We start from the raw sequence: 25,666 nt of genomic DNA on the forward strand, positions 1-25,666 counted from the left end.
GTCTTATCTTCAAACCTTAACCAAATAACTATGCGTAAACAATTTCTTTTGGCTATAGCCCTTGGCTTTACTAGTATTCTTTCTGCACAAACCATCATCAATAGAGATATTGAGATTGACAAAATGGTAAAAGAAGTATCGGCAGATTCGCTACAATCTTACATTAAACAAATGGTAGCTTTTGGTACACGTAACACTTTAAGTACACAAACAAATCCTAAGCGGGGCATTGGTGCTGCAAGAGTATGGGTGCTGAATAAATTTAATGAATTTGCGAAGCAAAGTAATGGTAGATTAACAGCCGTAATAGATACTACCAACTACAAAGCAGATGGCAAACGTGTAGATAGCAACATTATTTTAGGTAATGTTGTGGCTACGCTAAAAGGCACAGATCCTAATGATAAACGCATCTTTCTTATAAGTGGCCATTTAGACAATATGCGCACCAACGTCATGGATAGAGTGAACGACGCACCTGGTGCAAACGATGATGGTAGCGGTAGTGCTGCCGTAATTGAATGTGCAAGAATTATGAGTAAGCACAGTTTTCCAGCCACGATAATTTTTATAACAGTCAGTGGCGAAGAACAAGGTTTATTGGGTGCAGCTTATATGGCTAACAAAATGAAAGCTGCTAATGTCAATATTGAAGCCGTATTAAATAATGACATTATGGGTAGTAATAATACAAGCGAAACCAATATTATCGATAACACACGCATTCGTGTTTTTAGCGAAGGCTTATCTGTGTTAGATACAGGCAGAATTGCTAGAAATATTCGCCAGCTTGGTTTAGAGAATGATGGCAAAGCCAGACAATTAGCCCGATACATAAAAGAAGTAGGTGAGCGTTATGTAGAAAATATAGAAGTAATGATGGTGTACAGAAATGACCGATTTTTACGTGGTGGCGACCATACACCTTATGTGGAAAATGGCTATGCGGCTGTACGCTTTACAGAAATGAATGAAAACTATTACCATCAACACCAAGATGTACGTTTAGAAAAAGGTATTCAATATGGCGATTTACCAGAATTTATGGACTTTGAATATCTGCGTAAAAATACGGCTATTAATTTATCTAATTTGGCCAACCTAGCTAAAGCGCCAGCAATGCCAGAGGAAGTAAAAATTGATGTGAAAAAATTAACCAATTACAGTTATTTGTACTGGAAGCAACCAAAAACTGGTATAGCGAAAGGCTATTATATACTAATGCGCGAAACAACCAGTGCAGTATGGCAAAAGAAATTTTTTACAACCGAACTTGAATTCAAACTGCCCTATAGTAAAGACAACTACTTTTTTGCAGTACAAAGCGTAGGTAATGACGGCAACGAGAGCTTGCCAGTTGTACCAGGTGTAGGCAGATAAATAATATTTTTTTATTCTAAATTTTAGGGTTTATCTCGTTTGATAAACCCTTTTTTATGTACTAATTTTATAAAGATTGAAAAAGATAATATCTGTATTCAAATATGTATTACATTAGTACTATTAACATACAAATCAACCTTTATCATAAACATAAATAAAAACAACAATGATTCAAAAACCATCAACTGCTTTTATAGGGGCATCTTGGGTAGCTTTAGGGGTAGGCTTTGTAGGCTATATTGTAGGCCTTTGGCGTGCTGATATGCAATTAAACGAGAAAGGTTATTATTTTACAGTTATTATGTTTGGGCTTTTTGCGGTGATATCGCTACAAAAAAGCGTGAGAGACCGCTTAGAAAGTTTGCCAGTAACGGATATATACTATGGCATCTGTTGGTTTAGTACTATTTTATCTATTGTATTATTAGCAGTAGGTTTATGGAACGCAACTATATTACCCAGCGAAAAAGGGTTCTACGCATTTGCATTTTTGCTAAGCTTATTTGGTGCCATTACTGTACAGAAAAACACAAGGGATAGTCTAGCAGCTGATAAGGAAAATAATAAATAAACATATCAGCGAATTAAAACGCTTGTACCTCTTTTCGCAACTATTTTACCGGTATAATCAATACCCTGAGCAACAAAAATGTAGGTACCTGACGGTTGGGCTGTACCATTATACGTACCATCCCAGCCTTTGCCAAACTCTTTTGTGGTGAATAATAATTGCCCATAACGGTTATACACATTAAAAAATTGAATGCTAGAAATACCAACTGCGATAGGTTTTAGCATATCATTTTTGCCATCGCCATTGGGTGTAAAACCTGTAGGTATAAAGAAGTCAGGCTGGGTTTTAAATACAGTTACCCTTACAGCATCTTCACCTGTACAGCCTTCTGGCGTGGTAGCTTTTACAGTGTATACAATAGTATTTACTGCATTTGTAACTGTTGCTATAGGGTTGATGATGGCAGAATTGTTTAAATAATTAGCTGGCTGCCACAAATAGCTTAAATTAATACTATCTATGAAACTTGTAGAAGCTTTCAATTGTAATGGTTGATTAAGTACCACCATAGTATCTCTACCCGCATTAACAATTACAGGTGGAATTACATTAATATAAAATGTATCTATAAGTAAATTAGGGCAATTACCATTCTTGATGCTTAATATATAGGCAGTAGATCTAGGTGGTGCAGCTTTAGCATTGATATTAAAAGGCAAATTATTAATTTGTCCATCACCTGCATTGTAAATGCTAGATAAATTGCTCCAAGTATAATTTGTACCTATTGTAATATTTGCCCTTAAATTACTACTCGTACCAAAACAAATAGTAGTGTCGCTAGGGCTTACGGTAGCACTAGGAAAACGTTCATTAAAAATACCAACATTAGATATGGTACTAGTATCGGCATCACAAACCCCATTTTTTACAATTACTCTAAACTTAGTGGGCGCTAGTACGCCTGTTATATTATAGAAAGTATCGGTTTTAGCAGGCGCAAAGTTGGTCCAATTAATGGCATCAGACGATAACTGCCAGTTTATGATAGCACCATTATGGTCAACTAATTTTAAAACGGCATCCTTATTTTGGTCTTGGCAAATTTGCAAATCATTAGGTGTTAAAGTACCGCCTAAACTTTTAGTATCTACCACCACCGTAGCACCTTTTGCGCTATCAATACTACAAGAAGGACCATTTTGTACCAATGCGACGAATTGAGTAGTCGTGTTTAAATTTTGGGCAAGATAAGTATTAGTTGTATTAGCAATATCTGTCCAAGCAACACCATCAGTGGAGGATAGCCATTTTAACACATTGCCAGTATTGCCAGATAATGTAATAGCACTTGTATTAGCACCAGCACAAACAATGTTACCACCACTAAGATTACCTGCAATTGTTGGTGGTGAAGTGGTTACTTGAATAGTTGCTTCAAGATTAGCACAGCTATTTTGCTCATGTGCGCTTATAGCACCGCTTTGAGAACCAGGAATTACGGTAATAATATTTGAATTAGAGTCAGAAGTAATTTTCCATCCGTTTGGCACTGTCCACTGATACGTAGCGCCAGTAAGCTCAGGTATGGAATAAGTAGTAGAGCCATTAACACAAGGGGTTTTAGGACCACTTATCATTAAACCGTTACAGTCGTTGCGTAATGCAATATAAGCATATGCAAAATGCCCTTTAGGCACGCAGTTTTCAGCTGTAAACGTGAGCGTTACTTTTTGGCCTCTATATTGTTCTAAATCAAATGTTACTTCGGTCCAATCTTTTGTCCACACACGATAAGGCGTTTCATTTGCTCTTACACTGTTTGGTGTAGGTACGTTACTTAATCTAAAACCATTTTTTGTTGCGGTAGCTACATCAAGTGCACCAGCAATAGTAGGAAGAAAATATTTTGGAGAAGCACAAGTGATGACGCTATCGTTGGTCATTAATGTTGCGGAAGCAAGTGGTTGCTGAATAGACGCATGACTACCGTTTTCCAAAACCATGGCATAGGCATAAGTCATGGTATAAGGTCCAGTACCAGCGGGCACATCAACTACATAACCTATACCCCGCACATAACCGCCAGGATCGGAGTTTACATTTGTGGATCCTAAGAGTATTGAATAGCTATACTGATAACCATTAATATTTGGTATGATAGAAAAGCCACCAAATACGTCAGTTGCATTAGATGTATTAACTTGAATACCAGGTACTGAAGTACCAAATTCTGCAATACTTACCGCACCCATTGTGCCTTGCGGATAAGGCAGTGTAGCATCATAATTTTGTTGAAATGCAATATTTCTGTTTGAACCAGCTGCGAAAGTACCTGTGTACGCAAACCAATTGTTCAAGGTTTTATCACTAAAATTAAAATTAGCGGGACATTGCCCATATGCCACCTGCCCGCTAAACAAAACGGCAAAAAAAGCAATATATGGTGTCCATTTTTTAAACATCTTTTGTTGATACTTGCAAATTGGTGGATGGCTACAGAAAACTATCTTTTAAAAACACATGAATAAAACCAGCTATCATATTGGGATTTTCAATCATATTCATATGGCCACCATTTTCCAACACATGAATATACGTACAATTTGGCATGTGCGTTTGTTCTAAACTATCTTTTAGAGGTATCGCCACATCGTCAGTTCCTATGATGAACAATACAGGCACATTGCTGCTTACTAAAACAGCCGTTTTATCTAATCTGTTCATCATGGCTCGATAATAATTTTGCAAAGCAACCACTTCAAAGTTTTTACCTGCATATATCAGTGCATCAATGACTTCACTTTTCGTTTGTTTAAATTCGCTTGAGAACAAATTAGGAATAGTTGTTTTTAAAAAAGCATAACTACCATATGTATCCATCATTTCAATACCTCGCTGCCTGTTCGCTTTCTTTTCATCACTATCGGCATAGGCAGTAGAATGTACCAAACCATAGCCTTTTAATAAATGACCATATTTTTCTACAAAAGACAAAGTGATATAACCGCCCATACTATGCCCTAACATTACACAACTATCAATTTTCAAATGCTGTAACAAACCGTGTATAAGAGTTGCGTAATAATCAATGCGACTAAGGTTCTCTTTGCGTAAAATATTTGTAGGCACAACAGATTGCCCAGAACCAGGTAAATCAATCAATATTACTTTAAAATTGCCTTTTAAAACGTCTGCAACATCCTGCCATACATTGCTATCTTCACCAAAACCATGTATTAATACCACCACATTACCGCTACCCTTCTGGGCATAAGCAATATGCAAATCATCATACTCAAAAAAATCTCGCATGCCCTTTCTTTACTTTTTTACAAACCTATTTATTAATAATTTGGCTATGTGCCAACCCAATAATAGCGCTGCAAAAACAGTCGCTAATTTGTACAAATAATCGCCATAAGCAACATATACGGTTTCTGTTGTTGAAGTGGGTATATTGTATTTTAAAGCCGCTTCTTTATTCCAAGGTTGGGTTGTTAAAATATCTCCTCTATCATTTATTACGGCACTAATTCCTGTATTAGCACTTCTCGCTACCCATCGTCTTGTTTCAATAGCTCTTAGTCTTGCATATTGCAAATGCTGTTTATGACCTGGCGTATTACCCCACCAGCCATCATTTGTAATAATGGCAATCATATTAGCACCACGTTGCACATAACTAGCCACATATTCACCATAAATACTTTCGTAACAAATAACGGGTGCAGCAACATAAGGGTTGCCATTTTCAGTAAAGACTTTAGAGCTATCACTTTTGCCATAACCACCAGTGCTACCACCAAACTTTTCAAAAATGGGGCCTAGAAAGTTTAAAAAAGTAGGCAAACTTTCTACACCTGGCACCAACTTACTTTTATTGTAAAACTGTATTGGTTGATTGGCTTTAATAGCCACAGCTGCATTGAACACATCATAGTAATTACCATTGCCTGCAAGTCTTGAAGTGGCTGTATATTTTTCAGAGCCATACATTTTATAGGTTTCAATGCCAGAAATGATGGTAATATTTGGATGCTGATTAATAAAATTAAATACTGGTTTGTAAATGTCACTCTCTGCCACATGACCTTGCTCCTCTTGAGCACTCATAGCAGTTTCTGGCCATATAATAAGTTTAGTTGATGAATCCATATTTTGCTCAGACAAGCGCACTAATATTTGAACTTGCTGTGCTATTGAATTGCTATTAAATTTTTGGTAAGGATCAATATTTGGTTGAATGATGACAACATCTGAACTGTTGATTGGATGGATGATTTTAAAGCGCTGAGATATGATGGCTGAAAAAATAAATGGGATGCTGATGAGAGCAATGAAAATGCCAATGCTTTTACCATTAGCCTTTTCTTGAAACTTGAAACCTGAAACTTGAAACTTTAGAATCATTTCTTTCAGTGCAATATTTACTATCAAGATCCACAAAGTTCCACCACTTACACCAGTATACTCATACCATTGTACCCAACTTGGATGCGATGCAAAGACGTTACCCAATGTTAACCATGGCCAGCTTAATTGCCAATTAAGATGGATGTATTCAAATAACATCCAAAAAGCTACCAAAGCTATATAGCCACTACGTTTGCCATAAATCTTTTTAAAGGTAAAATAGCCCCACCAAGGCAAGCACATCAATACACTATTTGCAATAATAGCCGCAATAGAACCAACATCGGTAGAGTTCCAAATCCACCAAGTAGTTGACGTATTCCAAATACATAAAGCTAAAAATGAGAAACAAAAAAACACATTCTTTTTAACGATAGCATCAGCTACAAATAAAAGGGGCACGAAGCCCAAAAAAACAGCAAATGTTAATGGCGAAACGGGCCAAGCAGCAAATAACAATATTCCTGATAAAATACTTAATCCAAAAAGTTGAAAACGCTTCACAGCATATAATTTGGTGTGAAAGTTAGGATGATTTCGCTTACAAAATAGGGTGTTGCAAAAGCTTAAAATGCCTATAACATTAATCTTCAAAATGAATAGAAAAAGAAATCATACGAGATTGAATTTTATCAAATACGCTTGAATACTTTAAGGTTGGATCCCTCAAATGAATGTCGGAAAGCCCATACGTAAACTTAATTTCTGGCGAAATAGTAACAAATTTTAAAAATAGATTACAACCAATGCCCCCCTCAAGTGCAAAATCGTTACTCTTAAGCTTTATCAAATCTTCGGCATTTCTTGCAGTAGAATTGCTACTTAAATCTTTGTCAAACCGCACACCTCCCAGTAAATAAACTCTAAAATTATCAATTCTATCTGAATTAAATTTAAAGTGTATAGGTAAGCTTACAAGTGTCGAAGGCAATATCTTTTTTTGAAATTCTGCCTCGTTGGGCAAGCGACTACCTAAGGTGTATGAAAAATATTTTGCGCCGCCAATAATCAATTGTGGGTTAATTCGAAGTTGAAATCTATCACTAAGTCTAGCTGTACCAAGTAGCCCCAAGGTAATACCGCCACTAGAGCCTGGCTGAGCCACAAGAATGCTATCGTCTTGTAAAAATTTACTAGACTTTGTAGGATGTAAAAATGTAGAATTGTAACCTAAAGTAATACCAAAGTAATACAGTAAATCATCGTGATATGGACGATTAATTTCTCGCTGTGCTCGTGCCCGAAAGCCATTAATGACAAACAATACAAGCAATATTACCCTTGTTATTTGACCCCGCAATATATAGTGCATATGCCTAAACTAAGTGATTTTAAATACGTTTGGGTAAAGCCTGCTTCATGCATAATATTTAAAAAAGTTTGACCTTCAGGAAAGGCTTGAACACTATCGTTCAAATATTGATAGGCGTCTTTATTTTTGGCAAATAATTTACCAAAAGAAGGCGCAATTACATTCATATATAAATTATAAAATTGCTTAAACACACTATTTTTCGGTTTAGAGAACTCTAAAACTACCAATTTCCCGCCAGGTTGCAACACGCGTTTCATTTCTTGCAACCCTTTTAACAAATTTTGAAAGTTTCTGACACCAAAAGCAACGGTAATTGCATCAAAACTATTGTCTTCAAAGTCAATATTTTCGCTATCACCTTGATATAATTGAATCACATTTTGCAAGCCTTTTGCAGCAATCTTTTCTCTACCAAGATTTAACATGCCTTCACTAATATCGATACCAATAATATTGTTCGGCTTCAAAATGTCGTGAGTCATTAATGCAACATCGGCTGTACCTGTAGCAACATCTAGTATTTTTTTTGGTTGCAGGCTAGATAATTGTTTAATAGCTTTTTTTCGCCAAGTGATATCTATACCTGCACTTAAAAATCTGTTCAAAAAATCATATCTAAAGGCGATGTTATCAAACATGTCAGCCACTTGCTCTTTTTTGCTCAAGCTGCTGTCTTTTTGAGGCACCACACTGTCATGTGCATATTTTTCCATTATTGCGAAGATATTGTAATTAGGTATTTACCCGAAACAGTTAAAGTTAAAATGATAATTAGCTGTTTATTTTACAGATTTATATGGGCTTTGTTTAAAATTAAATACTATACTTACGATAAATATATTATTCAAAAGAATGAATTGATACTGATTATCAGGCGCTAAGTATTTTTTAAGCTTTTTTTAATTTTTTTAGTCTATTTAGTGGTGTCTCATTACTTTTACGCCTCTTAAACGTTATTGATAGAATTTCTTTAATAATGAGAGACATTATCCTAAGTTAATCCAAGAAAATTATTTGCCATGTTTTTACACAAATCAGCGTCAAAAAACGAACTAGTTACCCAATTTGCCGATTGGCTTATTGCAGATATCGCTAAAGTATTAGCCCACCAAACACGTTATACCATTGCCTTATCGGGCGGCAGCACGCCCACTGATTTATTTAAAACATTAGCATCAGAAGCTTATGCCTCTAAAATAGATTGGAAAAAATTACATATATTCTGGGGCGACGAACGAGATGTGCCTTTTGAAGATGACAAAAACAATGCAAAACACGCATTTGATTTATTACTTACAAAAGTGCCAATCCCTGCCAACCAAATTCATGTTATAGAAACTATCTATACAGCAGAAATTGCTGCAAGAAGATACGATCAATTATTACATGAATACTTTGATGGGAAGCAACATAGCTTCGACTTGGTAATGCTTGGGATGGGTGATGATGGACACACATTATCGCTATTTCCTGGTACGGCTGTAATACACGAAACGTCGAAACTAGCCACCTCATTTTATTTAGAGCCACAAAAAATGTATCGCATTACAATTACTGCACCTATTACAAATAAGGCTTCGGCTGTCTGCTTTTTAGTTTCTGGTAAAAGCAAAGCGCCTGCATTAAAAGAAGTATTGCAGGGTGATTATCGACCAGATTTTTATCCTTCGCAATGTATAAAACCATTGAATGGCAATTTGCATTGGTTTATAGATGAAGAAGCCGCTACATTATTATAAATAAAAAGCCTCAACTGTTTGGTACTGCTGAGGCTTTTTTATGTCTGAAAAATAAAGTTACTTACTTGCAAATCTAAAACTACCTGTCCAGATATTTGTAGATTTCGACAGTGAAGTTACCGTTACAGTACACACACATGCTTGACCGCCTGTAGGTACACCTGTAACTGTAAAATTATTTGAAGCTGTGGTAGACTTAGCTGTTCCACCAGTGAAAAAATTGGTAGTGCCGGTTTCTAACTTAGCAGTTACATCTATTTTCACACCACCGCTAGGCATGGTAGAGCCAATTGTTACCGTAACAGGTAAGCCAGTACCTAATGCTGCAGGTGCTTGGTTTGAGCCAACAGTAGGCGTAGTTGTTACCACTAAATCGGCCTCCACGGGAGGAGTAGGCGGTGTTGGTGTGTCACCACCACCTTTACTGCAACTACTCAAGCTAGTAGCTAATATTATCAATGTACATATTGGCAATAACCACTTAGAAAACAACCGGAGCATAACAATAATTTTGTTAAAAATAATGGTTTTACAAATACGCAAATTAAAACGCTACGGGTTGTTTAAGTTAATCAGTGGCGATAATAACGTTTCTGCTAAAACTTTCTTCTAAAGAGATGATAGTTTCTGTTCTATCGATGCCTTTGATTTTTTGTAACTCATCATGAAGCACATAGCGTAATTGCTGTATATCTTTACATACAATTTCGATAAACATGCCATAATTACCCGTTGTATAATTTACGCGTACCACTTGCGGTATTTTTTTCAACTCTTTAGCTACGGCATCATACATTGAACTTTTCTCTAGGTAAATGCCGATAAAAGCTACCACATCATAGCCTAGTGCTTTTAAATCTACTGCTAGTCTTCTGCCTTGAACAATGCCAGAATCTTCAAGCTTTTTAATCCTTACATGTATCGTTCCGCCAGAAACAAACAATTTTTTTCCAAGGTCTGCATATGATACTTCTGCATTAACCATCATTTCCTGAATTATTTGATAATCTAACTTATCAAGATGTAGTTTATTTTGCATTGGGTGTTATTTTTAGATATTTTCAACTAAAAGAAACGAAATTTGAATAAAATCTAAATTTTGAAAATTAAGTTTGAAATATTTGTAAGATTATTGGCAATACTTTAATATTGCATCATTAAAGTTCTTTAGACGTTTAAAATAATTCAACAAAATAGGTACTTTTTTTGAAAATCAAGTACCTAAAACATTTTAAACGGCATTTTCACTGTGGGGTGATGAAATTTTTGGCAGACATGCCCTCTTGTCTCGGGGGTGAGGAGCTCAGAATAAACTTAGCATAGAGCCGAACTGGTAGTAATACTTGTTCGACCAGGGTAGACCACTCAACTTTGTGCTACGGCTAACTGCCTCGTGGAGGTTCGATCCCTTCCCCTACAGCAAAAGCCTCTGAAAAGATTTCAGAGGCTTTTTTAATACTTATGCATGCAAATTAATAAATTATGTACCCCACAAAAGTCACCATATAATACCACAATGACGTTACAATCTTAAAAATAACGTTACACATTATATATTACATTACTAAAAATACTTCAACAAGTCATTGTAATTAAAAATATACGCTTTTCTTTGTATTTTGTTACAATATAATCCATTTCCTCTGGAAATCCGTAAATGCTAATCCCACACAATTCTTTACTGAATGCTATTATTACAGGATCTTAGACTAACAGATACCAACCATTTTATTGCTTATCAAAAACATGGCTTTTTAAACAAAAGTGTGTACCTAGTACTCACTGCTAATGATATTGTGGTAGGTATTGAAGTAAATACCAAACTCAAAACGGAAAGCACTACCCGCCTTGGTAGCTTATTTGCAGATATTCCTATGGCACAAAACAGAGGCGCAGCCAATAACCCATATTCTTATATCAATAAAGAAATCCTCAAAAGCTTTGAGAAGAAACAAATTTTTAGCAAGGACATGCAATTTGCTAGTAAAAACAATTTCAAGATAGACAAAGTACATATTGAAGCATTCAATTACCTTGGTATACAAGATGCAAAATTTCCTAATTCTGGTAATGTACTTATAGCAACCAAAATTGAAAAAATACACCACCCAAACCCTAACCTACGCATCCCAAATAGAGAATTAACCCTAATAGGTAATCAAGATTACGAAAAAGTATTGGCCTATTTCAACACCAAACAATTACAATAATTATATAGCCTTCAGCCTTGTTTGAAGGCTTTTTTATTTCGCATTGTAATACTTTCTCTAGGCTATATTTGCCCACTTCAATCTGCAAATAATGTCGCACAAAAAATTAATTCGGTTCGAAGCCATTAAAGGCTTCAACAATGTGTTAGAATATCCAGAAAACATGTCTGGCAATTGGCATACATTTTTCAAAAATACCAATCCCATTACCCTTGAACTTGCTTGTGGCAAAGGCGAATATGCTATAGGGCTTAGTAGAATGCATGCGAACATTAACACCATTGGTATAGACATTAAGGGCAACCGCATTTGGCGTGGCGCTAAAACGGCCATTGAAGAAGGCTTGCACAATGTGGCATTTTTACGCACCGAGATTGATAAAATTACCAACTACTTTGCAGCAAACGAAGTGGCTGATATCTGGATTACGTTTCCAGACCCACAATTGCGCTTATCTAAAGCGAAGAAACGCTTAACGCACCCTAAATTTTTACGCCTTTACCAGCAAATGCTAAGCAACGATGGTACCATTAACCTAAAAACCGATAGCCCCGATTTATACCATTTTACTAAAACAGTCATCAACTTATTCGAACTAGAATTGTTGGTAGATTATGATGACGCTTACAAGCAACCCAATATTGCGCCCGAGCTACACATAAAAACGTATTACGAAAGCTTAGATATTGCGCAAAGCAAACGCGTACATTATCTAAAATTCAAAATCAATAAACCGCTACCATTAGCTAAAGACGAGATATTAAAGCAATTAATACATGAGCCAGCCACTAGTTGAAAATATTGATTTTTACTACGACGAGCAAGGATACATGGTGCTTACCGAACATTACCATCTTGAAAAAGGTCATTGTTGTGGCTACGGCTGCAGACACTGCCCTTACAACTACGATTGTGTACCAGAACCCAAACGCAGTCAATTGTTAGACAATCAACCAGCCAAGCAACATGCCCAAAGCGAAGCCACAAAATAGCTTGCCTAAAGTATTACCAAGCGGCAAAAGCGACACTAGCTTTTTTGAGCAAGTGTACGATGTGGTGCGCCAAATACCCAAAGGCCGCGTTACTAGCTATGGCGCTATTGCAGCTTTTTTGGGTGCCAAGTCTAGCGCTCGCATGGTAGGCTGGGCCATGAATGCCTCCTTTAATATTACGCCTAAAGTACCCGCCCACCGCGTGGTTAACCGCAATGGTATGCTGAGCGGCAAAGCCCATTTTGTGCCACCCACCCTTATGGAAGAACTACTAGCCAAAGAAAAAATTATCGTAGAAAACGACACCATTGTAGACTTTGATAAAAAATTCTGGGACCCTGCGGTAGAACTTAGTTTGTAATTGTTGCTTATTTAAAAATGCTGTTACCAATTTTGGTACTCAAAACAATTTACAAGGCAAAATTTCCAAAAGGTTGTTCTCAGTTTTTTTCATGATTACCCAAGTTCAAGAATTACACAGTTAATGGGATACATCCGTTACCGCGCTTTTGTAAGTTGTCACTGCAGATTAGCAGTTGGTCACCGCACTTTTGCAGATTGTCACCATACTTTTACAATTGGTCGCCCCACTTTTGCAGTTAGTCACTGCAAAGTTGAAGTTGGGCATTACAAAGTAAAATCGGTACAATATAGTCGTTTTAGATAATTTGGTTTTTACAATTTTAAAACGAGAAATGAAAACTGCCGAACACCCCGAAATGGTCCACCGTTTCTGCACTTGGTGATGGCGACAAGACACGCCACACAAAATCTACTCTAAAAAACTGTAAGATATTATCGATACCTGTACCAAGCTCTAGATACATTTTGTTATTAAGGTTTTTAAATGGAAAGCTACCCACAAAATTCAGTTTTTGGTTGGCTTGCGATAAATTGCCGATAACACCACGAGCCGTCCACAATTGGCGCCATTTTAATTTACGCGTAAGCGGCGTAAATCTAAATAAACCCGAACCTACGTTGTGTTCTACATTAAAGCCAGCATAGCTATCAGCAATGTATTCAAAGCGATTCATTAGGTTAAATGCTTGGCGGTTAAAGTAGCGTGCCTCGTTGCCAGGCAAAATATCCAAAAAGCTGTAAGTGGCTGTACCAAAGGTTTTGCCCGCAAAAAGGTTATAATAAATTTTGCCGTAAGGCGCTACTTTTAAAAAATCTCTTACCGATAGATTTAATTTATCGTACTGGTTGCCACTGCTAAGCACACCATTAAAAGCATGGGTATAGGTAAAGTCAACTATCGGGAAATCACTACCCAAACTAATGCGGTTAAAATTGCTTTCTAAAGTTCGTTCGGCATAGGCGTAACGCAAGCGTACACTGGTTTCAAACGTATTAAAGGCATTAGGCTGCGTGAAAAATTTAGCGTCGGGCAAGTTGGCAAGCGGTTCTATTTGCTTTTCTGTAACAGAAAAGCCAAAGCCGAAACCTTTATTGGTTTCTTGGTAGTATTCTATTTTCTTTTCTTCGGCGCGTTGAAATTTTTGTACAATGCCACCACGGCGTAAAGCGGCGGCAAATAAATTATCGGTAGCTAGCTGGTCGTAGCGGGTTTGGCCATTATCCATATCATTGCGATAGGACACATTGATATAGCCCCATGGTTGGCTATTAAACTGGTATTTTACTTCTGCTTTGCCTTTAAATTTTTCATCTCTAAAGCCGTAAGCCAAATAACCATGCAGGTTCCAATGCTTATCAAAATTTTTATTGGTTGCCAAATCAAACCTTACACGTCGCCCTTCATATTGATTGTCACTGAGCCAATAAAACCAAGGCCCAATACGAATGTTGCCAATATCTTTAGTGCCCTTAGCTACAAACTGTATGGTATTTCTATAGCCAATATATGTAGGATTATTGGTCAATGTATCAAGCAATTTATACACGCTTTGTTCTGATTGAGTCAATACTTCATGACGATTATTGACCCAAAAACTATCAGAATTTTGTTGGTGATTTTGAGATAATTCTACCTTTTCAATGGCTTTAGTTTTATTTAATGCTGTTACTACCGAAGTATCATTTACTAAAATATTTTTATAGGTAGTAGTTTTTCTTCCTTTTAAACCTACTTTATTTTTACTAATAGGTGCAATATCTGCCACAAATTTGTCTTTGTACAAAAACCAAGCAGTATCATTAATTAGTTTAAATTCTTGTATCAAGGACATGCCTGTTACAAAATTTAAACTTGCATCTTCTTGAGGGCGAAGTGTTATTTTTTGTACAGCATAGCTAGCATCATGAATCCAACAATCGCCTTCAAACGTATCCTCGCCTTTATGCTTTGGCGTGAAGCGCAAATGGATTAAACGCTTACTGCTGAGGTATTGTGTATCGAGCAATTTAAAGTTGTAGTAATTATCGCCATTATCATTAAATGGGCTAATAAACTGCCGATTAAAGATGGGAATAGTATTGCTGTATACGTTTACATTTTGGTACATGCCACCCAATTCTTTTACCAAGCTTTCATTTTCAATACCATTGGTACGTGTTGCTTTTATCAATTCGCGAGCTTTGTGTGGATTTTTTTGGTAATAATAATCAGACAAGGTTTCCGTTATGTAGGCAGGCAAAAAAGGCTTATCTTCTGAAGTGGAATCTACAAAATCGAGAATAAAGTTAAGTGGCTTTAGTAGCTTGTTTTTTTCAAAGCTTTCTTTCTTAAAATTTTGAATATCTACTTCTAGCTTATTATAAATTTCGTAGCCATAATTGTTATAGGTAGTTCTGTCGTGGTAAGGCTTATGTTTTATGATTTGTCGCCAAAACCACAAGGCACGGTTATATTTAGATTTTACTACCGCCTCTGTACCAGCATGCGCAACTTCTAGCTTTATTTCAAATAAGGTATTGGCTTTAAGCGCACTGTAAGGTATGGTTACTAGGTTATAACCAACGCCACTTATACGTAAGGAATCGTTTGGCACAATTTGCTCTGCATTAATAGTAAATGTGCCTGTAGAGTCAGTAAGAGAGCCTTTGCCAGATAATTTAAAAAACACAGATGCAAAAGGGATGGGCTCATCGCTTTGCTTATCTTTTACCACACCTATAAATACCAACTTTTGCGCATACAAGTGTGCCGTACCAAGAAGGGGAACGAGCAATAAATACCTGAATAGAAGCCACTTGTTCATATCTTTTCAAAAGTAATGATTACCTCTCAGAAACATACGCAACCAGAAGTTTTAAGGTTTCTAAAAAAATTTGGCAAGTACTTAAATTTACTTTTACTTTGTTTTTCAAAGTACTTTTATGAATGACAATAACAGCCATTTAAATTCTTTAAAAGATATTAAAAATATCATGGAAAGAAGCAGTCGCTTTATTACTTAAGTGGTAAAAGTGGCATTGCCGCAGGGATTATTGGCTTGGCAAGTGCTTTTACAGCTCACAAGTTCATTCATCAATACTACAGTAACGATAACCAAAAAGGCTTTTGGAGCGCTACAGATTTTAAAGACCTTGAGCTGAAATTATTTGTACTTGGTTTGGTAACAATAGCCTTAGTATTTGCCGCAGGCTTTTATTTTACTTGGCAAAAGGCAAAGCAAGATGGTATTGCTATGTGGAACGCCAGCAGTAAACGATTAGTAGTAAACCTTTGCTTGCCTTTATTAACAGGCGGTATTTTTATAGTGGGCATGTTAGTAAATGGTGAATGGCTATTTATTGGGCCAGCTTGCTTAATATTTTATGGCTTAGCACTTATAAATGGTAGTAAATACACCTACGATGATATTAGATATTTAGGACTTTTAGAAATATTACTCGGTAGTATCAATCTTTTTTACATCGGTTATGGTTTATATTTTTGGGCAATAGGCTTTGGTATACTGCATATTGTGTATGGCGCCATAATGTGGAATAAATACGACCGACATTCAGATGCACCATCTAACTAACACCCATGAACCCAATAGAACATTTAAATAAAGTTTTTGATAGCAGAATACGACTAGGTATCATGAGCGCCTTGGTAGTAAATAATGAAGTAAACTTTAACGACCTAAAAGAGCTGATACAAGCCACCGATGGTAATCTTGCTAGCCATTTAAAAGGCTTGGAAGACAATGGTTACATCAAGGTGCAGAAAGGTTTTATTGGTCGTAAAACCAATACGCTGTATTCAGTCACTAAAGCTGGTGAAAAAGCATTTAAGGACCATTTGGCAGCACTTGAAAAAATGATACAAGCGACAAAATAATTTTTTTACACTAATACTTTGAAATTCAAAGCACTTTTAAAATAAACACATGAAAAAATCTAAACAACTAACTCTAAGATGCAGAATTTTAGCATTCCTAACACATCAAATCGCCTTGCCAATTTTAAAAATTACACGCAAGGCCAAACCATTACCCCATAGTTTAGAAACCCTCCAAAGTATGCCAATAGGAACTGTAGGTAGAGACTTAATTGATTACGCAGAAGAAAAAGATATTGCCATTTTATCTCACTATGCAAGGCACGATATGAAACATCTATTACTAGGCTACGATACCTCTGAAGAAGGTGAAATTTGCATGCAATGTTTTATGTTTGGCAATGGTAGAATTTCCTTTCCTGTTTTAATTACCGTTGCATTTGGCTTAGTATTTACGCCGGAATATTGGCAAATGATGCAGCTTGCTTATCAAATGGGAAAAGATTGTAACCCTATCTATACATGGGATTGGATGCAATTACTTACGCTTGAAACTGAGTTTGTAAAATCACAAATTTTTAAACCGCGACAATGAAACCTTCACAACAAAGCTTACTCAAATCTTTTACAAATGCTTTCGCAGGTATGACGCATTTTTTTGCAAATGATAGAAACGGTAAAATTCATTTAGCATCAGCAATAATAGTTATTATTACAAGCATCATGTTGCATATATCTGCGATAGAGTGGTTAGCAATATTACTATGCATTGCTTTAGTAATAGGCTTAGAAATGCTAAACAGTGCTTTAGAAAAACTATGCGATTTGGTTGAGTCAAACTATCATCCAACTATTAAAGTGATTAAAGATGTAAGTGCTTCGGCTGTAGTACTTGCAGCTATTATTAGCGTTGTTATTGGCATCATTATTTTTTTACCAAAAATTATAGTATTACTGTGAAACAATCATTACCTGGCATTAGTAAAATGCTCATCCTTTCTATTGCTTTTACAATAGTCTTGGTACTAGTTAGAATCGTTTATACAAATGACTTGTCCTATATTTTTTACGGCTGGAATTTGTTTTTGGCAATTATTCCTTGGCTTTGTAGTAGCCGCCTTCAAAAGCATACAAGGATTGACTTTACCACCATTTTATTACTGGCTTTATGGCTATTATTTTTACCAAATGCACCTTATGTAATTACTTATATTTTTCACTACGAACTTAGAGAACCTATACCTATGTGGTACGATTTATTAATCGTAACCACAGGTGCCTGGAACGGCCTTTTATTAGGTATTGTATCGCTCATGCAAGTAGAAAAATTCTTACACATTTTTTGGGGTAAACGATGGGTACAAGGCTTTGTGTTTACTAGCTTGATATTATGTGGCTATGGTGTGTATATTGGCAGATATTCTCGCTATAATAGTTGGGATATTATCACAAAACCACAACATATTTTATTGGATTCTTTGCACCAAATCAGGCATCCATTTCAAAATTATCATGTTTGGGCTTTTACTGCTTTGTTCGGCATTATGCTTACCATTATTTATTTCACATTGCAGCAATTAAAAACGAGCAATACTAGCGAGTTGGTTTAGGGTTGGTTACAAAAAAAGCGATGGAAGAATCCTATCGCTTTTTTTTGTGCTATTTAAAATATCTAAACGTCTTTACGTTTTTTACTTGGCAAATTCACCCAATTAAACCCATCTCTTGCTATCAATGCTTCTGCATCCTCAGGCCCCCAACTATCTGGTCCATAATTAGGGAAATCAACAGCTGGCCTTGATTCCCAAGCTTCCAAAATTGGTGTGATGATTTCCCAAGCTTGTTCTACTTGGTCGTTACGCATAAACAATGCAGGATTGCCTTCCATAACATCTAGCAGTAAAGTTTCGTATGCTTCTGGTTCATGTTCATTATCGTATGCATCGTTGTAGCTAAAAATCATGTCAACTGGATTTAATTCCATTGCTTGACCTGGTTTTTTAGCTTGAAACCGCAAGCGAATATCCATTTCTGGTTGAATACTGATTGTTAAGCGATTATTGCGCCATGTTTCCGTTGATTCAGGCGGAAAGGCATAGCTAGGCGCATCTTTAAACTGAATCGTAATGACAGTACTTTTTTGGTGCAAGTACTTACCAGTACGCACATAAAATGGTACATTTTGCCAGCGCCAGTTATCTATATAAAACTTAGCAGCAGCAAAGGTTTCAGTGTTAGATTTTGGGTTTACGTTTTTCTCTTGTCTGTACCCAATTACTTCTTTACCCTTCATCCAACCTTCACTATATTGACCGCGTACTGCTACAGCATGCACTTCTTCTGGCGTGATACGTCTAATAGCATTTAATACATCTACTTTTTTATTACGAATTTCATTGGCTTCAAAGCTTACAGGCACTTCCATTGCTACCATACACAATAACTGCAATACATGGTTTTGCAACATATCTCTCAACGCTCCTGATTGATCGTAATAACCACCACGACCTTCTACACCAACGGTTTCAGCCATGGTAATTTGTACATGTTCAATGTAATTTCTGTTCCAAATTGGTTCAAACAATACATTTGCAAAGCGTAAAGCCAATATGTTTTGTACCGTTTCTTTGCCTAAATAATGATCTATACGATAAATCTGCTCTTCAGCAAACATGCTCGTTAATAAAGCATTCAATTCTTTAGCGCTAGCTAAGTCATGACCAAATGGTTTTTCTACCACGATACGCACCGACGCCGTTTCGCTACACAAGTTCAATTTGTGCAAGTTGGTAGCAATACCAGGTACTAACTGAGGTGCTACACTCATGTAAAAAATAACGCTTGGATGTTCGCCCCATGCTTTCTCTTTGGCTTCTACTATTTGCGTTATTTTTTGGTAGCTAGCTTCATCTTCGCCATCCATTTGCAAGTACTGTAAATTAGCAGAAAACGTATCCCAATTGGTAGCTACATCATTTCTTCTTGAAAAGCTTCTAATACCCTCTAATAATCTTTCTCTGTACTTCTCATCTGAATATTCACTGCGCCCAATACCAACAACAGTAAACTTTTCAGGCATGTATTGGTCGATGAATAAATTGTATAAAGCGGGTGTTAGTTTGCGTAAATTCAAATCGCCGCTACCACCAAAAATAAATATGACAGACGCAGATGGTCTTTTAATCAATGAAGACATAATCATTTGTTTTTTGTAATCTCATTATGAGGTACAAAGCATCTATTTTAAGTTAGATGCTTCGAGCCTCAGCATGACAATTAAATTTATTGCGCTGTAGATGAGAACCATTGCGTATGGAAAACACCCTCTACATCAATACGTTTATAAGTATGCGCACCAAAGAAATCTCTTTGTGATTGCGTTAAATTTAATGGCAATCGCTCAGTAATGAAAGCATCAAAATATGACAATGCATTACTTAAGCCCATAACAGGGATACCTGCTATAGCAGCAGATAATACCGTACTTCTTAAGCCAGCTAATTTTGTTTTTACAAGTTCTACAATTTCTGGCGCTAATAAGATATTGCTAATGCCAGGATTACTGTTACACACATTGTAAAATACACCCAACATAGAAGAACGAATAATACAACCTGCACGCCATACTTTCACCGCATCTTGCAATGGAATATCCATGTCTAATTCTACTGATGCTTTTTGCAACATGGCTAAACCTTGTGCATAGCAAATGATGATAGAACTGTATAATGCATCGTGTACTTGTTGTACTAAAACTGCTTTATCGGTAGGTATTACATGGTCTACAGTATCATATAATTTTGAAGCTGCTACACGTTCTTCTTTTAAAGAAGAAATATTACGCATACTTACTGCAGCATCAATTACGGGAATGGCTACACTCATATCCATAGCGCTTTGAGAAGTCCATTTACCAGTACCTTTACTGCCAGCTACATCCAATATTTTATCTACTAAATCGCCTTCACCTTTATCATCTTTTTGCAAAAACACATCTGCTGTAATTTCCATCAAGAATGATTGTAAATCCCCCTGATTCCATTTTGCAAAAATATCATGCAATTCTGCATTGGTAAATTGCTTGCCACGTTTTAATATATCGTACACCTCAGCTAAAATTTGCATGATCGCATATTCAATACCATTGTGTACCATTTTAACATAGTGGCCAGCAGCACCTTTACCCATATAATCTACACATGGTTCGCCATCAGCTTTTGCAGCAATAGCTTTTAATACAGGTGCCACATTTTCATAAGCACTTCTATCGCCACCTGGCATAATACTTGGACCACGTCTTGCACCTTCTTCGCCACCAGAAACACCCATACCCATAAAATGGAAGCCAAACTCGGCTTGCTCTTTCATTCTACGAATCGTGTCTGTATAATGCGAGTTACCAGCATCAATAATAACATCATCTTTTTGTAACAATGGTTGTAGTGAACCAAGTACTTCGTCCACAGGAGCGCCTGCTGGAACCAGCAAAATTATTTTGCGAGGCACAGCTAATAAGTCTACCATTTCTTGCAAAGATGTCACACCTTTTACTTTAGTACCTGGCGTAGCATCTTCTTCTAAGGCTTTAAGTTTTTCAGCACTCTTATTAAAACCCACAACAGCAAATCCGTTGTCGGCCATGTTGTATAATAAATTACGACCCATTACACCTAGGCCTATCATTGCGAAATCAAATTTTTGAGACATAATCTGAATTTTTTTGAACGTTGAGGCTGCAAATTAGGCATTGTAATGATATTCTTACACCCTAGTAGCTTTTTAAAAACGATAATTTAATGCAAACGGTGGTAATTTGAGGCCTATTGGATAGAATAAAATAAAAGCTATAGACGGATTTACCATAATTACCAGCCCTAAATGTCCATGAAGACAAAAGATTAGCAGAGATATATTTTATAAACAATTTGTTTTGATTGCCCCCATTTACCTAAATATTATTCATTTGATAAAATAGTAGATGTAAAACCCCATTCTTTTTTGTACGGAAAGAAAGGCGCTTCATTTTTATTTATTTCAATGGGCAACCAAACGTAAGCGCAGTTTAGGAAATTACTTGTGTTGTGCCTTTCAAGCATAATAATAGATACGTTCTTAGTGCCATGTACTTCAAAAATGCTAGTGCATTGTGTGTTGTAAGTACTTTCTTTTTGCTCGCCCACACAAGGATTACCCACTTCTATCCATGGCCCTAACATATTGTTTGATTTGAAAGTTTTAGCAGCATTTGCTTCCATCCAGACACGTCTGATGTTATTAAAAAATAAGTGCCATCGTGCTTAAAAACGGCGGGGGCTTCACGTCGGCTAGCAACATCAATTTTTGCCCATTTATTAGTCGTATTCAAAAAATCATCTGTTAGTTGTACCACATGCAAACATCTTGAACCATCAGGCATTTTTCTATCGTAAACAAAATATGCGGTGGTATCATTATCCATAAAAAGTGTGCAGTCTTTTACCGCACCACTATCATTTATTGGCCGCTGATGCCCGATATATTGAAATGGTCCAGTTATTTTATCTGCCACGGCTACACCTGCATCTGCAAACCCAATATCTTGTTTGTGATTGCCAGGATAACCCACATAATGAAACCACATCACAAACTTGTTTGTTTTTTTATTATAAATAATTTTCGGTCTTTCTAATCGCATAGGCGAGCGCAGCGGACTAGTAATATCTTGTGAGGTTGGTAAAATCACCCCTTCGTAATGCCATGCAAGTAAATTGGTGGAACTGTACAAGTTAATGCCAGTGGTAGTAGCAGCGCCACTGTTTTCGCCTTTATCTTCCCCCAAAGGTCTAAGGGCAAGTCCGTACCAATAATATTTATTGTTAACGAAAATGATACCGCCATCATGGGCATTAATAATGTCACCATGTGTATCGTGCCATTCTATAAATTCATCAAAATTGCCATTTTTAAAAGTTGCTGTTTCTTGAGGTACTGTTTCCTGCGCTAGGCTATTTGCACACCCAAAAAAGAGGATTACTATTGATAGAAGTAATGTTTTAAAACATTGTATGTGCTGTTTCATTGATGGCGAATTAAAAGCTTTAGCAAAGAGTACGTATAGCCAATGTGATTACGTTACAAAAATAAAAGGCGCATGAAAATACAAAAATCGAGACAAGAACCATATTAATGATAGAATAACTCAAATTCACAAAGCAAGAAAAATAATAAGTAAAATACTAAAAGCCACAATTTTAGTTCGTGGCTTTTGTATTAAAGTTCTGCATGTTAATTTACCTAATTATCTATCAAAATATTTTCTATTAACTATGCTTTAGTTACTTCTACAATCCACATTAAAGCATAAGCGGTGGTAAAATATGGTTTTGAACTTTTTACAATTAAGCCAGCTTTGGCAAATGCCTTGGCATACGCTGTTGTAGGCACATAATCACCAATTAATGCAATGCCATTCGGTTTTAATACTCTAGCTATTTCAAAGCAAGCTTTTTCTTGGTCGGCTTTCGGTTCAATATTATGAATACACAGCAATGAAAGCACCACATCAAACGAGTTATCTGCAAATGTTAAACTTCTAGCATCTTCATTTCTAATATTTATTTTGTCTTTCACGCCCTCTAGTTCAGCATTGGCCAAAGTTTTATTGATGCTATTATCTGATAGGTCTTTGCTGCTCCAAATATCTATACCTACCGACTTTCCTGTGGTTAAATGTTTTGCTGCACCGTTCATTAAAAGCCCTTGCCCTGTACCAATATCTAGTACCATTTCGTTGCCTTGCCAATTTATTTTGGAAAGCATTAAATCTCTAGTTCTGTATTTGCCTTTAAGGCTATAGGCACACATGGCCATACCAAGCAGATAGAAAACAGTACCAAATACAACCATTAAATAACTAATGATTGTTAAGATGATATTGGGTGAAAGTAACGGAAGCTTTAGTCCTGCAATTGCTATTATCATCCCCAATAAAATAAGATTTCGCATAATATTGGGTGCATCTACCCCATAATTTACTTTGCGCATGTTTTTAATTTTTATAATAGTAAATAAGATTGCTTAAGGTGGCTATAAATAGTTGGTGTGATGTCGTCTAATGAGGCAAGGCGTATATGATTTTCGTATTTACCCGAATAAAAAATACTTTTTACAATGGGGTCTTCTTCTTGGTGGGTGGCAGAATAAAACTTTAAGTCTAATACTTTTTTCATTGGTTTAATAATGAGAAACGTTTGATGATGCACAAATACAATACAGTTTTTAGTGGCGCTAACTACCACATTGTCCCAGTCTACTATTTCTGACAATAACCTATCAAATACAAATACTAGTTCTTCAGCTTTCCCTTCAAACAGACTGTCTATACTCACTTTTACACAGTTATGCCATTGGTTGGGGTTACGTAGTTCGCGTTCACATTTTGGGCAGGTCCACATATTACAATTTAGATTTTATGCTACTTAAAGTGGCGGATGTAATGCCTAAATACGAAGCGACCACTTTGTTACCCATTATCTGTATATGAAGCGGCTGATATTGCATTACTTATGGTACTTAAAAAAAATTCAATGCAGCCTCGTCAATAGTGGCTCGCCGCTTAAAATACTCTCCTAATTTGTCGTACATGCGCAGGCACGTTTTAGTCGCTTAACACGCAGTACTAGTGTAGGCTCCCCATTTTTAGTACGACTTAAAAGTAGATTATTTTATCATTTTAATAATCAGTTTGCATCAATCTGTTGGGTGTAGTGAAGCGAAGGCGTAGCTGTAGCGTAACGGAGCCCAACAGATTGAACGTTTTGTTTCCGATACCTAATTGGCGATAGCCCACCTAGGGCATCATGCGGTCTTTCATGATTATAATCATCCACCCAAAGCTGTGTTACTTCTCTCACCTCATCAATTGTATCAAACAGATAAGCATCCAACACACTTTCTCTATATGTTTTATTGAACCTCTCTATGTAAGCATTTTGCATAGGTTTACCTGGCTGTATGTAGGCAAATTCAATATCATGTGCTTTGCTCCATGATTGTGCAAGCTTAGCCACAAACTCAGGCCCATTATCCATTCTTATTTTTTGTGGCTTACCATAGCGATTCATTAAATGCTTTAGTACCCATATAACACGACTGCTTTTCAATGAATAATCTGTTTCAATAAACAACACTTCACGGTTATAATCATCAATGACATTGAAGGAACGAAATTTAGTGCCGTTACTCAAGGCATCACTCATAAAATCAATACTCCATGTTTGTGTAAATGCCAGCGGTACGGCTAGTGGTTCTTTTACCCTGACAGGTAAGCGTTTCTTTACTTTGCGACGTAAAGGCAGGCCTATTTGCTGATATACACGGTGTAATCTTTTGTGATTAATGACAGTTCCTTGGTTGCGTATACGACCATAACACTTCCAAAATCCTTCCATAGGGTGCAATTGTGCCAGTTGTTGAAGCTGTGCAATAATCACTGCATCATTTTTAATAGATTGATAGTGCAGACTGCTTCTGCTGATCTGTAATATGCGACACGCCTTGCCGATGTCTTTTGGTCGTTCTATTCTTAGATCCTCAATAATCCTACGCTTATCGCAAGGCTTTATAACTTTTTTTCAATGATGTATTTTGCTACATCAAGCTCCATCGCCAAATTGGCGTACATCTTCTTTAATCGTTTAATCGAGCATTTTCTTCTTCCAATTCTTTGATACGTTTAAGTTCAGTGGCGTCCATGCCACCATAACGCTGTCGCCATTTATATAAACTGGCTTTACTAACACCGTATTCACGGTTAATTTCTTCGGCTGACTTGCCATTGTCAAACTCTTTGAGAATAGCTGCAATTTGATTCGGACTGAATTGACTCTTTTTCATGTTTTACGTGTTTAAAATTAAGACTTTTGTCTACTTTTAAAACGTA

26 protein-coding genes and 1 pseudogene are annotated in these 25,666 nt (G+C 36.5%); 12 read left to right on the forward strand and 15 right to left on the reverse strand.

The genetic code is table 11. The annotated features are described in order from the left end of the window. Window positions 1-30 precede the first annotated feature (30 nt). Window positions 31-1,380, forward strand: a complete 1,350-nt coding sequence (locus ACFOW1_RS07740) for a M20/M25/M40 family metallo-hydrolase (RefSeq protein ID WP_379013374.1) — start codon at window positions 31-33, stop codon at window positions 1,378-1,380. A gap of 169 nt (window positions 1,381-1,549) precedes the next feature. After that, the gene (gene yiaA, locus ACFOW1_RS07745) at window positions 1,550-1,954 is read left to right on the forward strand and encodes an inner membrane protein YiaA (protein ID WP_379013375.1); all 405 of its coding nucleotides are present in this window, start codon (window positions 1,550-1,552) and stop codon (window positions 1,952-1,954) included. Window positions 1,955-1,959: 5 nt separating this feature from the next. On the opposite strand, the gene ACFOW1_RS07750 is transcribed toward yiaA, so the two are convergent. The 5 genes from ACFOW1_RS07750 to ubiE form a co-directional block, all read right to left on the reverse strand. Further along, window positions 1,960-4,362, reverse strand: a complete 2,403-nt coding sequence (locus tag ACFOW1_RS07750; protein ID WP_379013376.1) for a T9SS type B sorting domain-containing protein — start codon at window positions 4,360-4,362, stop codon at window positions 1,960-1,962. Window positions 4,363-4,393: 31 nt separating this feature from the next. Further along, complete coding sequence (locus tag ACFOW1_RS07755) at window positions 4,394-5,212, reverse strand: alpha/beta fold hydrolase (protein ID WP_379013377.1); 819 nt, start codon at window positions 5,210-5,212, stop codon at window positions 4,394-4,396. A 9-nt stretch (window positions 5,213-5,221) separates the two neighbouring features. Further along, window positions 5,222-6,817: an apolipoprotein N-acyltransferase gene (gene lnt / locus ACFOW1_RS07760; protein WP_379013378.1), complete on the reverse strand. Its 1,596-nt coding sequence runs from the start codon at window positions 6,815-6,817 to the stop codon at window positions 5,222-5,224. Between the two features lie 79 nt (window positions 6,818-6,896). Then, entirely contained in the window at window positions 6,897-7,586 is a 690-nt protein-coding gene (porT, locus tag ACFOW1_RS07765; protein WP_379013379.1) for a type IX secretion/gliding motility protein PorT/SprT, read from the reverse strand. Window positions 7,587-7,597: 11 nt separating this feature from the next. Further along, complete coding sequence (gene ubiE / locus ACFOW1_RS07770) at window positions 7,598-8,341, reverse strand: bifunctional demethylmenaquinone methyltransferase/2-methoxy-6-polyprenyl-1,4-benzoquinol methylase UbiE (protein ID WP_379013380.1); 744 nt, start codon at window positions 8,339-8,341, stop codon at window positions 7,598-7,600. A 306-nt stretch (window positions 8,342-8,647) separates the two neighbouring features. On the opposite strand from ubiE, the gene pgl reads away from it, so the two are divergent. Next, window positions 8,648-9,367: a 6-phosphogluconolactonase gene (gene pgl, locus ACFOW1_RS07775; protein ID WP_379013381.1), complete on the forward strand. Its 720-nt coding sequence runs from the start codon at window positions 8,648-8,650 to the stop codon at window positions 9,365-9,367. Between the two features lie 57 nt (window positions 9,368-9,424). Here the strand turns inward: pgl and ACFOW1_RS07780 are convergent, their stop codons facing one another. Together ACFOW1_RS07780 and ACFOW1_RS07785 are read right to left on the reverse strand one after the other, a co-directional pair. Continuing rightward, window positions 9,425-9,868 carry a hypothetical protein gene (locus ACFOW1_RS07780; RefSeq protein WP_379013382.1) on the reverse strand — a complete coding sequence of 148 codons (444 nt, stop codon included), beginning with the start codon at window positions 9,866-9,868 and terminating at the stop codon, window positions 9,425-9,427. A gap of 67 nt (window positions 9,869-9,935) precedes the next feature. Next, a complete protein-coding gene (locus ACFOW1_RS07785) occupies window positions 9,936-10,406 on the reverse strand; it encodes an Lrp/AsnC ligand binding domain-containing protein (RefSeq protein ID WP_379013383.1) in 471 nt (156 codons plus the stop codon). Window positions 10,407-11,052: 646 nt separating this feature from the next. Between ACFOW1_RS07785 and ACFOW1_RS07790 the strand changes: the two genes are divergently transcribed. The 4 genes from ACFOW1_RS07790 to ACFOW1_RS07805 all read left to right on the forward strand — a co-directional run bounded on the left by ACFOW1_RS07790 (window position 11,053) and on the right by ACFOW1_RS07805 (window position 12,930). Then, window positions 11,053-11,577: a hypothetical protein gene (locus ACFOW1_RS07790; RefSeq protein WP_379013384.1), complete on the forward strand. Its 525-nt coding sequence runs from the start codon at window positions 11,053-11,055 to the stop codon at window positions 11,575-11,577. Window positions 11,578-11,668: 91 nt separating this feature from the next. Next, complete coding sequence (gene trmB / locus ACFOW1_RS07795; RefSeq protein ID WP_379013386.1) at window positions 11,669-12,373, forward strand: tRNA (guanosine(46)-N7)-methyltransferase TrmB; 705 nt, start codon at window positions 11,669-11,671, stop codon at window positions 12,371-12,373. Further along, window positions 12,354-12,569 (forward strand): DUF5522 domain-containing protein, encoded by a 216-nt coding sequence (locus ACFOW1_RS07800; RefSeq protein ID WP_379013387.1) that lies wholly within the window; start codon window positions 12,354-12,356, stop codon window positions 12,567-12,569. Before trmB ends, ACFOW1_RS07800 begins: the two co-directional genes overlap by 20 nt. Further along, entirely contained in the window at window positions 12,544-12,930 is a 387-nt protein-coding gene (locus ACFOW1_RS07805) for an MGMT family protein (protein ID WP_379013388.1), read from the forward strand. Before ACFOW1_RS07800 ends, ACFOW1_RS07805 begins: the two co-directional genes overlap by 26 nt. A 322-nt stretch (window positions 12,931-13,252) precedes the next feature. Here ACFOW1_RS07805 and ACFOW1_RS07810 read toward each other — a convergent pair whose 3' ends face one another. Continuing rightward, entirely contained in the window at window positions 13,253-15,736 is a 2,484-nt protein-coding gene (locus ACFOW1_RS07810) for a DUF5686 family protein (protein ID WP_379013389.1), read from the reverse strand. A 234-nt stretch (window positions 15,737-15,970) separates the two neighbouring features. Between ACFOW1_RS07810 and ACFOW1_RS07815 the strand changes: the two genes are divergently transcribed. Genes ACFOW1_RS07815 through ACFOW1_RS07835 form a run of 5 tightly spaced genes read left to right on the forward strand, consistent with a single transcriptional unit; the run spans window position 15,971 to window position 18,356 of the window. Further along, window positions 15,971-16,504 carry a hypothetical protein gene (locus ACFOW1_RS07815; protein ID WP_379013390.1) on the forward strand — a complete coding sequence of 178 codons (534 nt, stop codon included), beginning with the start codon at window positions 15,971-15,973 and terminating at the stop codon, window positions 16,502-16,504. Window positions 16,505-16,509: 5 nt separating this feature from the next. Continuing rightward, on the forward strand, window positions 16,510-16,806 hold the full coding sequence (locus ACFOW1_RS07820; protein ID WP_379013391.1) for a winged helix-turn-helix domain-containing protein: 297 nt from the start codon (window positions 16,510-16,512) through the stop codon (window positions 16,804-16,806). A 49-nt stretch (window positions 16,807-16,855) separates the two neighbouring features. Beyond that, complete coding sequence (locus ACFOW1_RS07825; protein ID WP_379013392.1) at window positions 16,856-17,341, forward strand: Coq4 family protein; 486 nt, start codon at window positions 16,856-16,858, stop codon at window positions 17,339-17,341. Next, window positions 17,338-17,706, forward strand: a complete 369-nt coding sequence (locus ACFOW1_RS07830; protein WP_379013393.1) for a diacylglycerol kinase family protein — start codon at window positions 17,338-17,340, stop codon at window positions 17,704-17,706. The genes ACFOW1_RS07825 and ACFOW1_RS07830 overlap by 4 nt, the downstream gene beginning before the upstream one ends. Next, window positions 17,703-18,356 (forward strand): DUF1361 domain-containing protein, encoded by a 654-nt coding sequence (locus ACFOW1_RS07835; RefSeq protein ID WP_379013394.1) that lies wholly within the window; start codon window positions 17,703-17,705, stop codon window positions 18,354-18,356. The genes ACFOW1_RS07830 and ACFOW1_RS07835 overlap by 4 nt, the downstream gene beginning before the upstream one ends. A gap of 62 nt (window positions 18,357-18,418) precedes the next feature. Here ACFOW1_RS07835 and zwf read toward each other — a convergent pair whose 3' ends face one another. From zwf to ACFOW1_RS07870, 7 genes and pseudogenes are all read right to left on the reverse strand, one after another. After that, window positions 18,419-19,942, reverse strand: a complete 1,524-nt coding sequence (gene zwf, locus ACFOW1_RS07840; protein WP_379013395.1) for a glucose-6-phosphate dehydrogenase — start codon at window positions 19,940-19,942, stop codon at window positions 18,419-18,421. An 86-nt stretch (window positions 19,943-20,028) separates the two neighbouring features. Further along, on the reverse strand, window positions 20,029-21,453 hold the full coding sequence (gene gndA / locus ACFOW1_RS07845) for an NADP-dependent phosphogluconate dehydrogenase (protein ID WP_379013396.1): 1,425 nt from the start codon (window positions 21,451-21,453) through the stop codon (window positions 20,029-20,031). 248 nt (window positions 21,454-21,701) lie between these two features. After that, a complete protein-coding gene (locus ACFOW1_RS07850) occupies window positions 21,702-21,962 on the reverse strand; it encodes a hypothetical protein (RefSeq protein WP_379013397.1) in 261 nt (86 codons plus the stop codon). Next, window positions 21,956-22,804, reverse strand: a complete 849-nt coding sequence (locus ACFOW1_RS07855; RefSeq protein ID WP_379013398.1) for a family 43 glycosylhydrolase — start codon at window positions 22,802-22,804, stop codon at window positions 21,956-21,958. The genes ACFOW1_RS07850 and ACFOW1_RS07855 overlap by 7 nt, the downstream gene beginning before the upstream one ends. Window positions 22,805-23,049: 245 nt before the next feature. Next, window positions 23,050-23,769, reverse strand: coding sequence for a class I SAM-dependent methyltransferase (locus ACFOW1_RS07860; RefSeq protein WP_379013399.1), 720 nt, complete (start codon window positions 23,767-23,769; stop codon window positions 23,050-23,052). A gap of 11 nt (window positions 23,770-23,780) precedes the next feature. Beyond that, window positions 23,781-24,179, reverse strand: a complete 399-nt coding sequence (locus ACFOW1_RS07865) for a DUF5655 domain-containing protein (protein WP_379013400.1) — start codon at window positions 24,177-24,179, stop codon at window positions 23,781-23,783. Window positions 24,180-24,545: 366 nt separating this feature from the next. Further along, window positions 24,546-25,620: pseudogene (locus ACFOW1_RS07870) on the reverse strand (IS3 family transposase); the annotation flags it as partial. Between the last annotated feature and the right edge of the window lie 46 nt (window positions 25,621-25,666).

The organism is Parasediminibacterium paludis, from assembly GCF_042651445.1.
In the GTDB taxonomy this organism is placed as follows: domain Bacteria; phylum Bacteroidota; class Bacteroidia; order Chitinophagales; family Chitinophagaceae; genus Parasediminibacterium; species Parasediminibacterium paludis.

What these genes read in the sequence shown, in the direction of transcription:
- ACFOW1_RS07740 (WP_379013374.1), top strand. Translation starts at nt 31, where the DNA reads ATGCGTAAACAATTTCTTTTGGCTATAGCCCTTGGCTTTACTAGTATT.
- yiaA (WP_379013375.1), top strand. Translation starts at nt 1,550, where the DNA reads ATGATTCAAAAACCATCAACTGCTTTTATAGGGGCATCTTGGGTAGCT.
- ACFOW1_RS07750 (WP_379013376.1), bottom strand. Translation starts at nt 4,362, where the DNA reads ATGTTTAAAAAATGGACACCATATATTGCTTTTTTTGCCGTTTTGTTT.
- ACFOW1_RS07755 (WP_379013377.1), bottom strand. Translation starts at nt 5,212, where the DNA reads ATGCGAGATTTTTTTGAGTATGATGATTTGCATATTGCTTATGCCCAG.
- ubiE (WP_379013380.1), bottom strand. Translation starts at nt 8,341, where the DNA reads ATGGAAAAATATGCACATGACAGTGTGGTGCCTCAAAAAGACAGCAGC.
- pgl (WP_379013381.1), top strand. Translation starts at nt 8,648, where the DNA reads ATGTTTTTACACAAATCAGCGTCAAAAAACGAACTAGTTACCCAATTT.
- ACFOW1_RS07780 (WP_379013382.1), bottom strand. Translation starts at nt 9,868, where the DNA reads ATGCTCCGGTTGTTTTCTAAGTGGTTATTGCCAATATGTACATTGATA.
- ACFOW1_RS07785 (WP_379013383.1), bottom strand. Translation starts at nt 10,406, where the DNA reads ATGCAAAATAAACTACATCTTGATAAGTTAGATTATCAAATAATTCAG.
- ACFOW1_RS07790 (WP_379013384.1), top strand. Translation starts at nt 11,053, where the DNA reads ATGCTATTATTACAGGATCTTAGACTAACAGATACCAACCATTTTATT.
- trmB (WP_379013386.1), top strand. Translation starts at nt 11,669, where the DNA reads ATGTCGCACAAAAAATTAATTCGGTTCGAAGCCATTAAAGGCTTCAAC.
- ACFOW1_RS07800 (WP_379013387.1), top strand. Translation starts at nt 12,354, where the DNA reads ATGAGCCAGCCACTAGTTGAAAATATTGATTTTTACTACGACGAGCAA.
- ACFOW1_RS07805 (WP_379013388.1), top strand. Translation starts at nt 12,544, where the DNA reads ATGCCCAAAGCGAAGCCACAAAATAGCTTGCCTAAAGTATTACCAAGC.
- ACFOW1_RS07810 (WP_379013389.1), bottom strand. Translation starts at nt 15,736, where the DNA reads ATGAACAAGTGGCTTCTATTCAGGTATTTATTGCTCGTTCCCCTTCTT.
- ACFOW1_RS07820 (WP_379013391.1), top strand. Translation starts at nt 16,510, where the DNA reads ATGAACCCAATAGAACATTTAAATAAAGTTTTTGATAGCAGAATACGA.
- ACFOW1_RS07825 (WP_379013392.1), top strand. Translation starts at nt 16,856, where the DNA reads ATGAAAAAATCTAAACAACTAACTCTAAGATGCAGAATTTTAGCATTC.
- ACFOW1_RS07830 (WP_379013393.1), top strand. Translation starts at nt 17,338, where the DNA reads ATGAAACCTTCACAACAAAGCTTACTCAAATCTTTTACAAATGCTTTC.
- zwf (WP_379013395.1), bottom strand. Translation starts at nt 19,942, where the DNA reads ATGTCTTCATTGATTAAAAGACCATCTGCGTCTGTCATATTTATTTTT.
- gndA (WP_379013396.1), bottom strand. Translation starts at nt 21,453, where the DNA reads ATGTCTCAAAAATTTGATTTCGCAATGATAGGCCTAGGTGTAATGGGT.
- ACFOW1_RS07850 (WP_379013397.1), bottom strand. Translation starts at nt 21,962, where the DNA reads ATGTTAGGGCCATGGATAGAAGTGGGTAATCCTTGTGTGGGCGAGCAA.
- ACFOW1_RS07855 (WP_379013398.1), bottom strand. Translation starts at nt 22,804, where the DNA reads ATGAAACAGCACATACAATGTTTTAAAACATTACTTCTATCAATAGTA.
- ACFOW1_RS07860 (WP_379013399.1), bottom strand. Translation starts at nt 23,769, where the DNA reads ATGCGCAAAGTAAATTATGGGGTAGATGCACCCAATATTATGCGAAAT.
- ACFOW1_RS07865 (WP_379013400.1), bottom strand. Translation starts at nt 24,179, where the DNA reads ATGTGGACCTGCCCAAAATGTGAACGCGAACTACGTAACCCCAACCAA.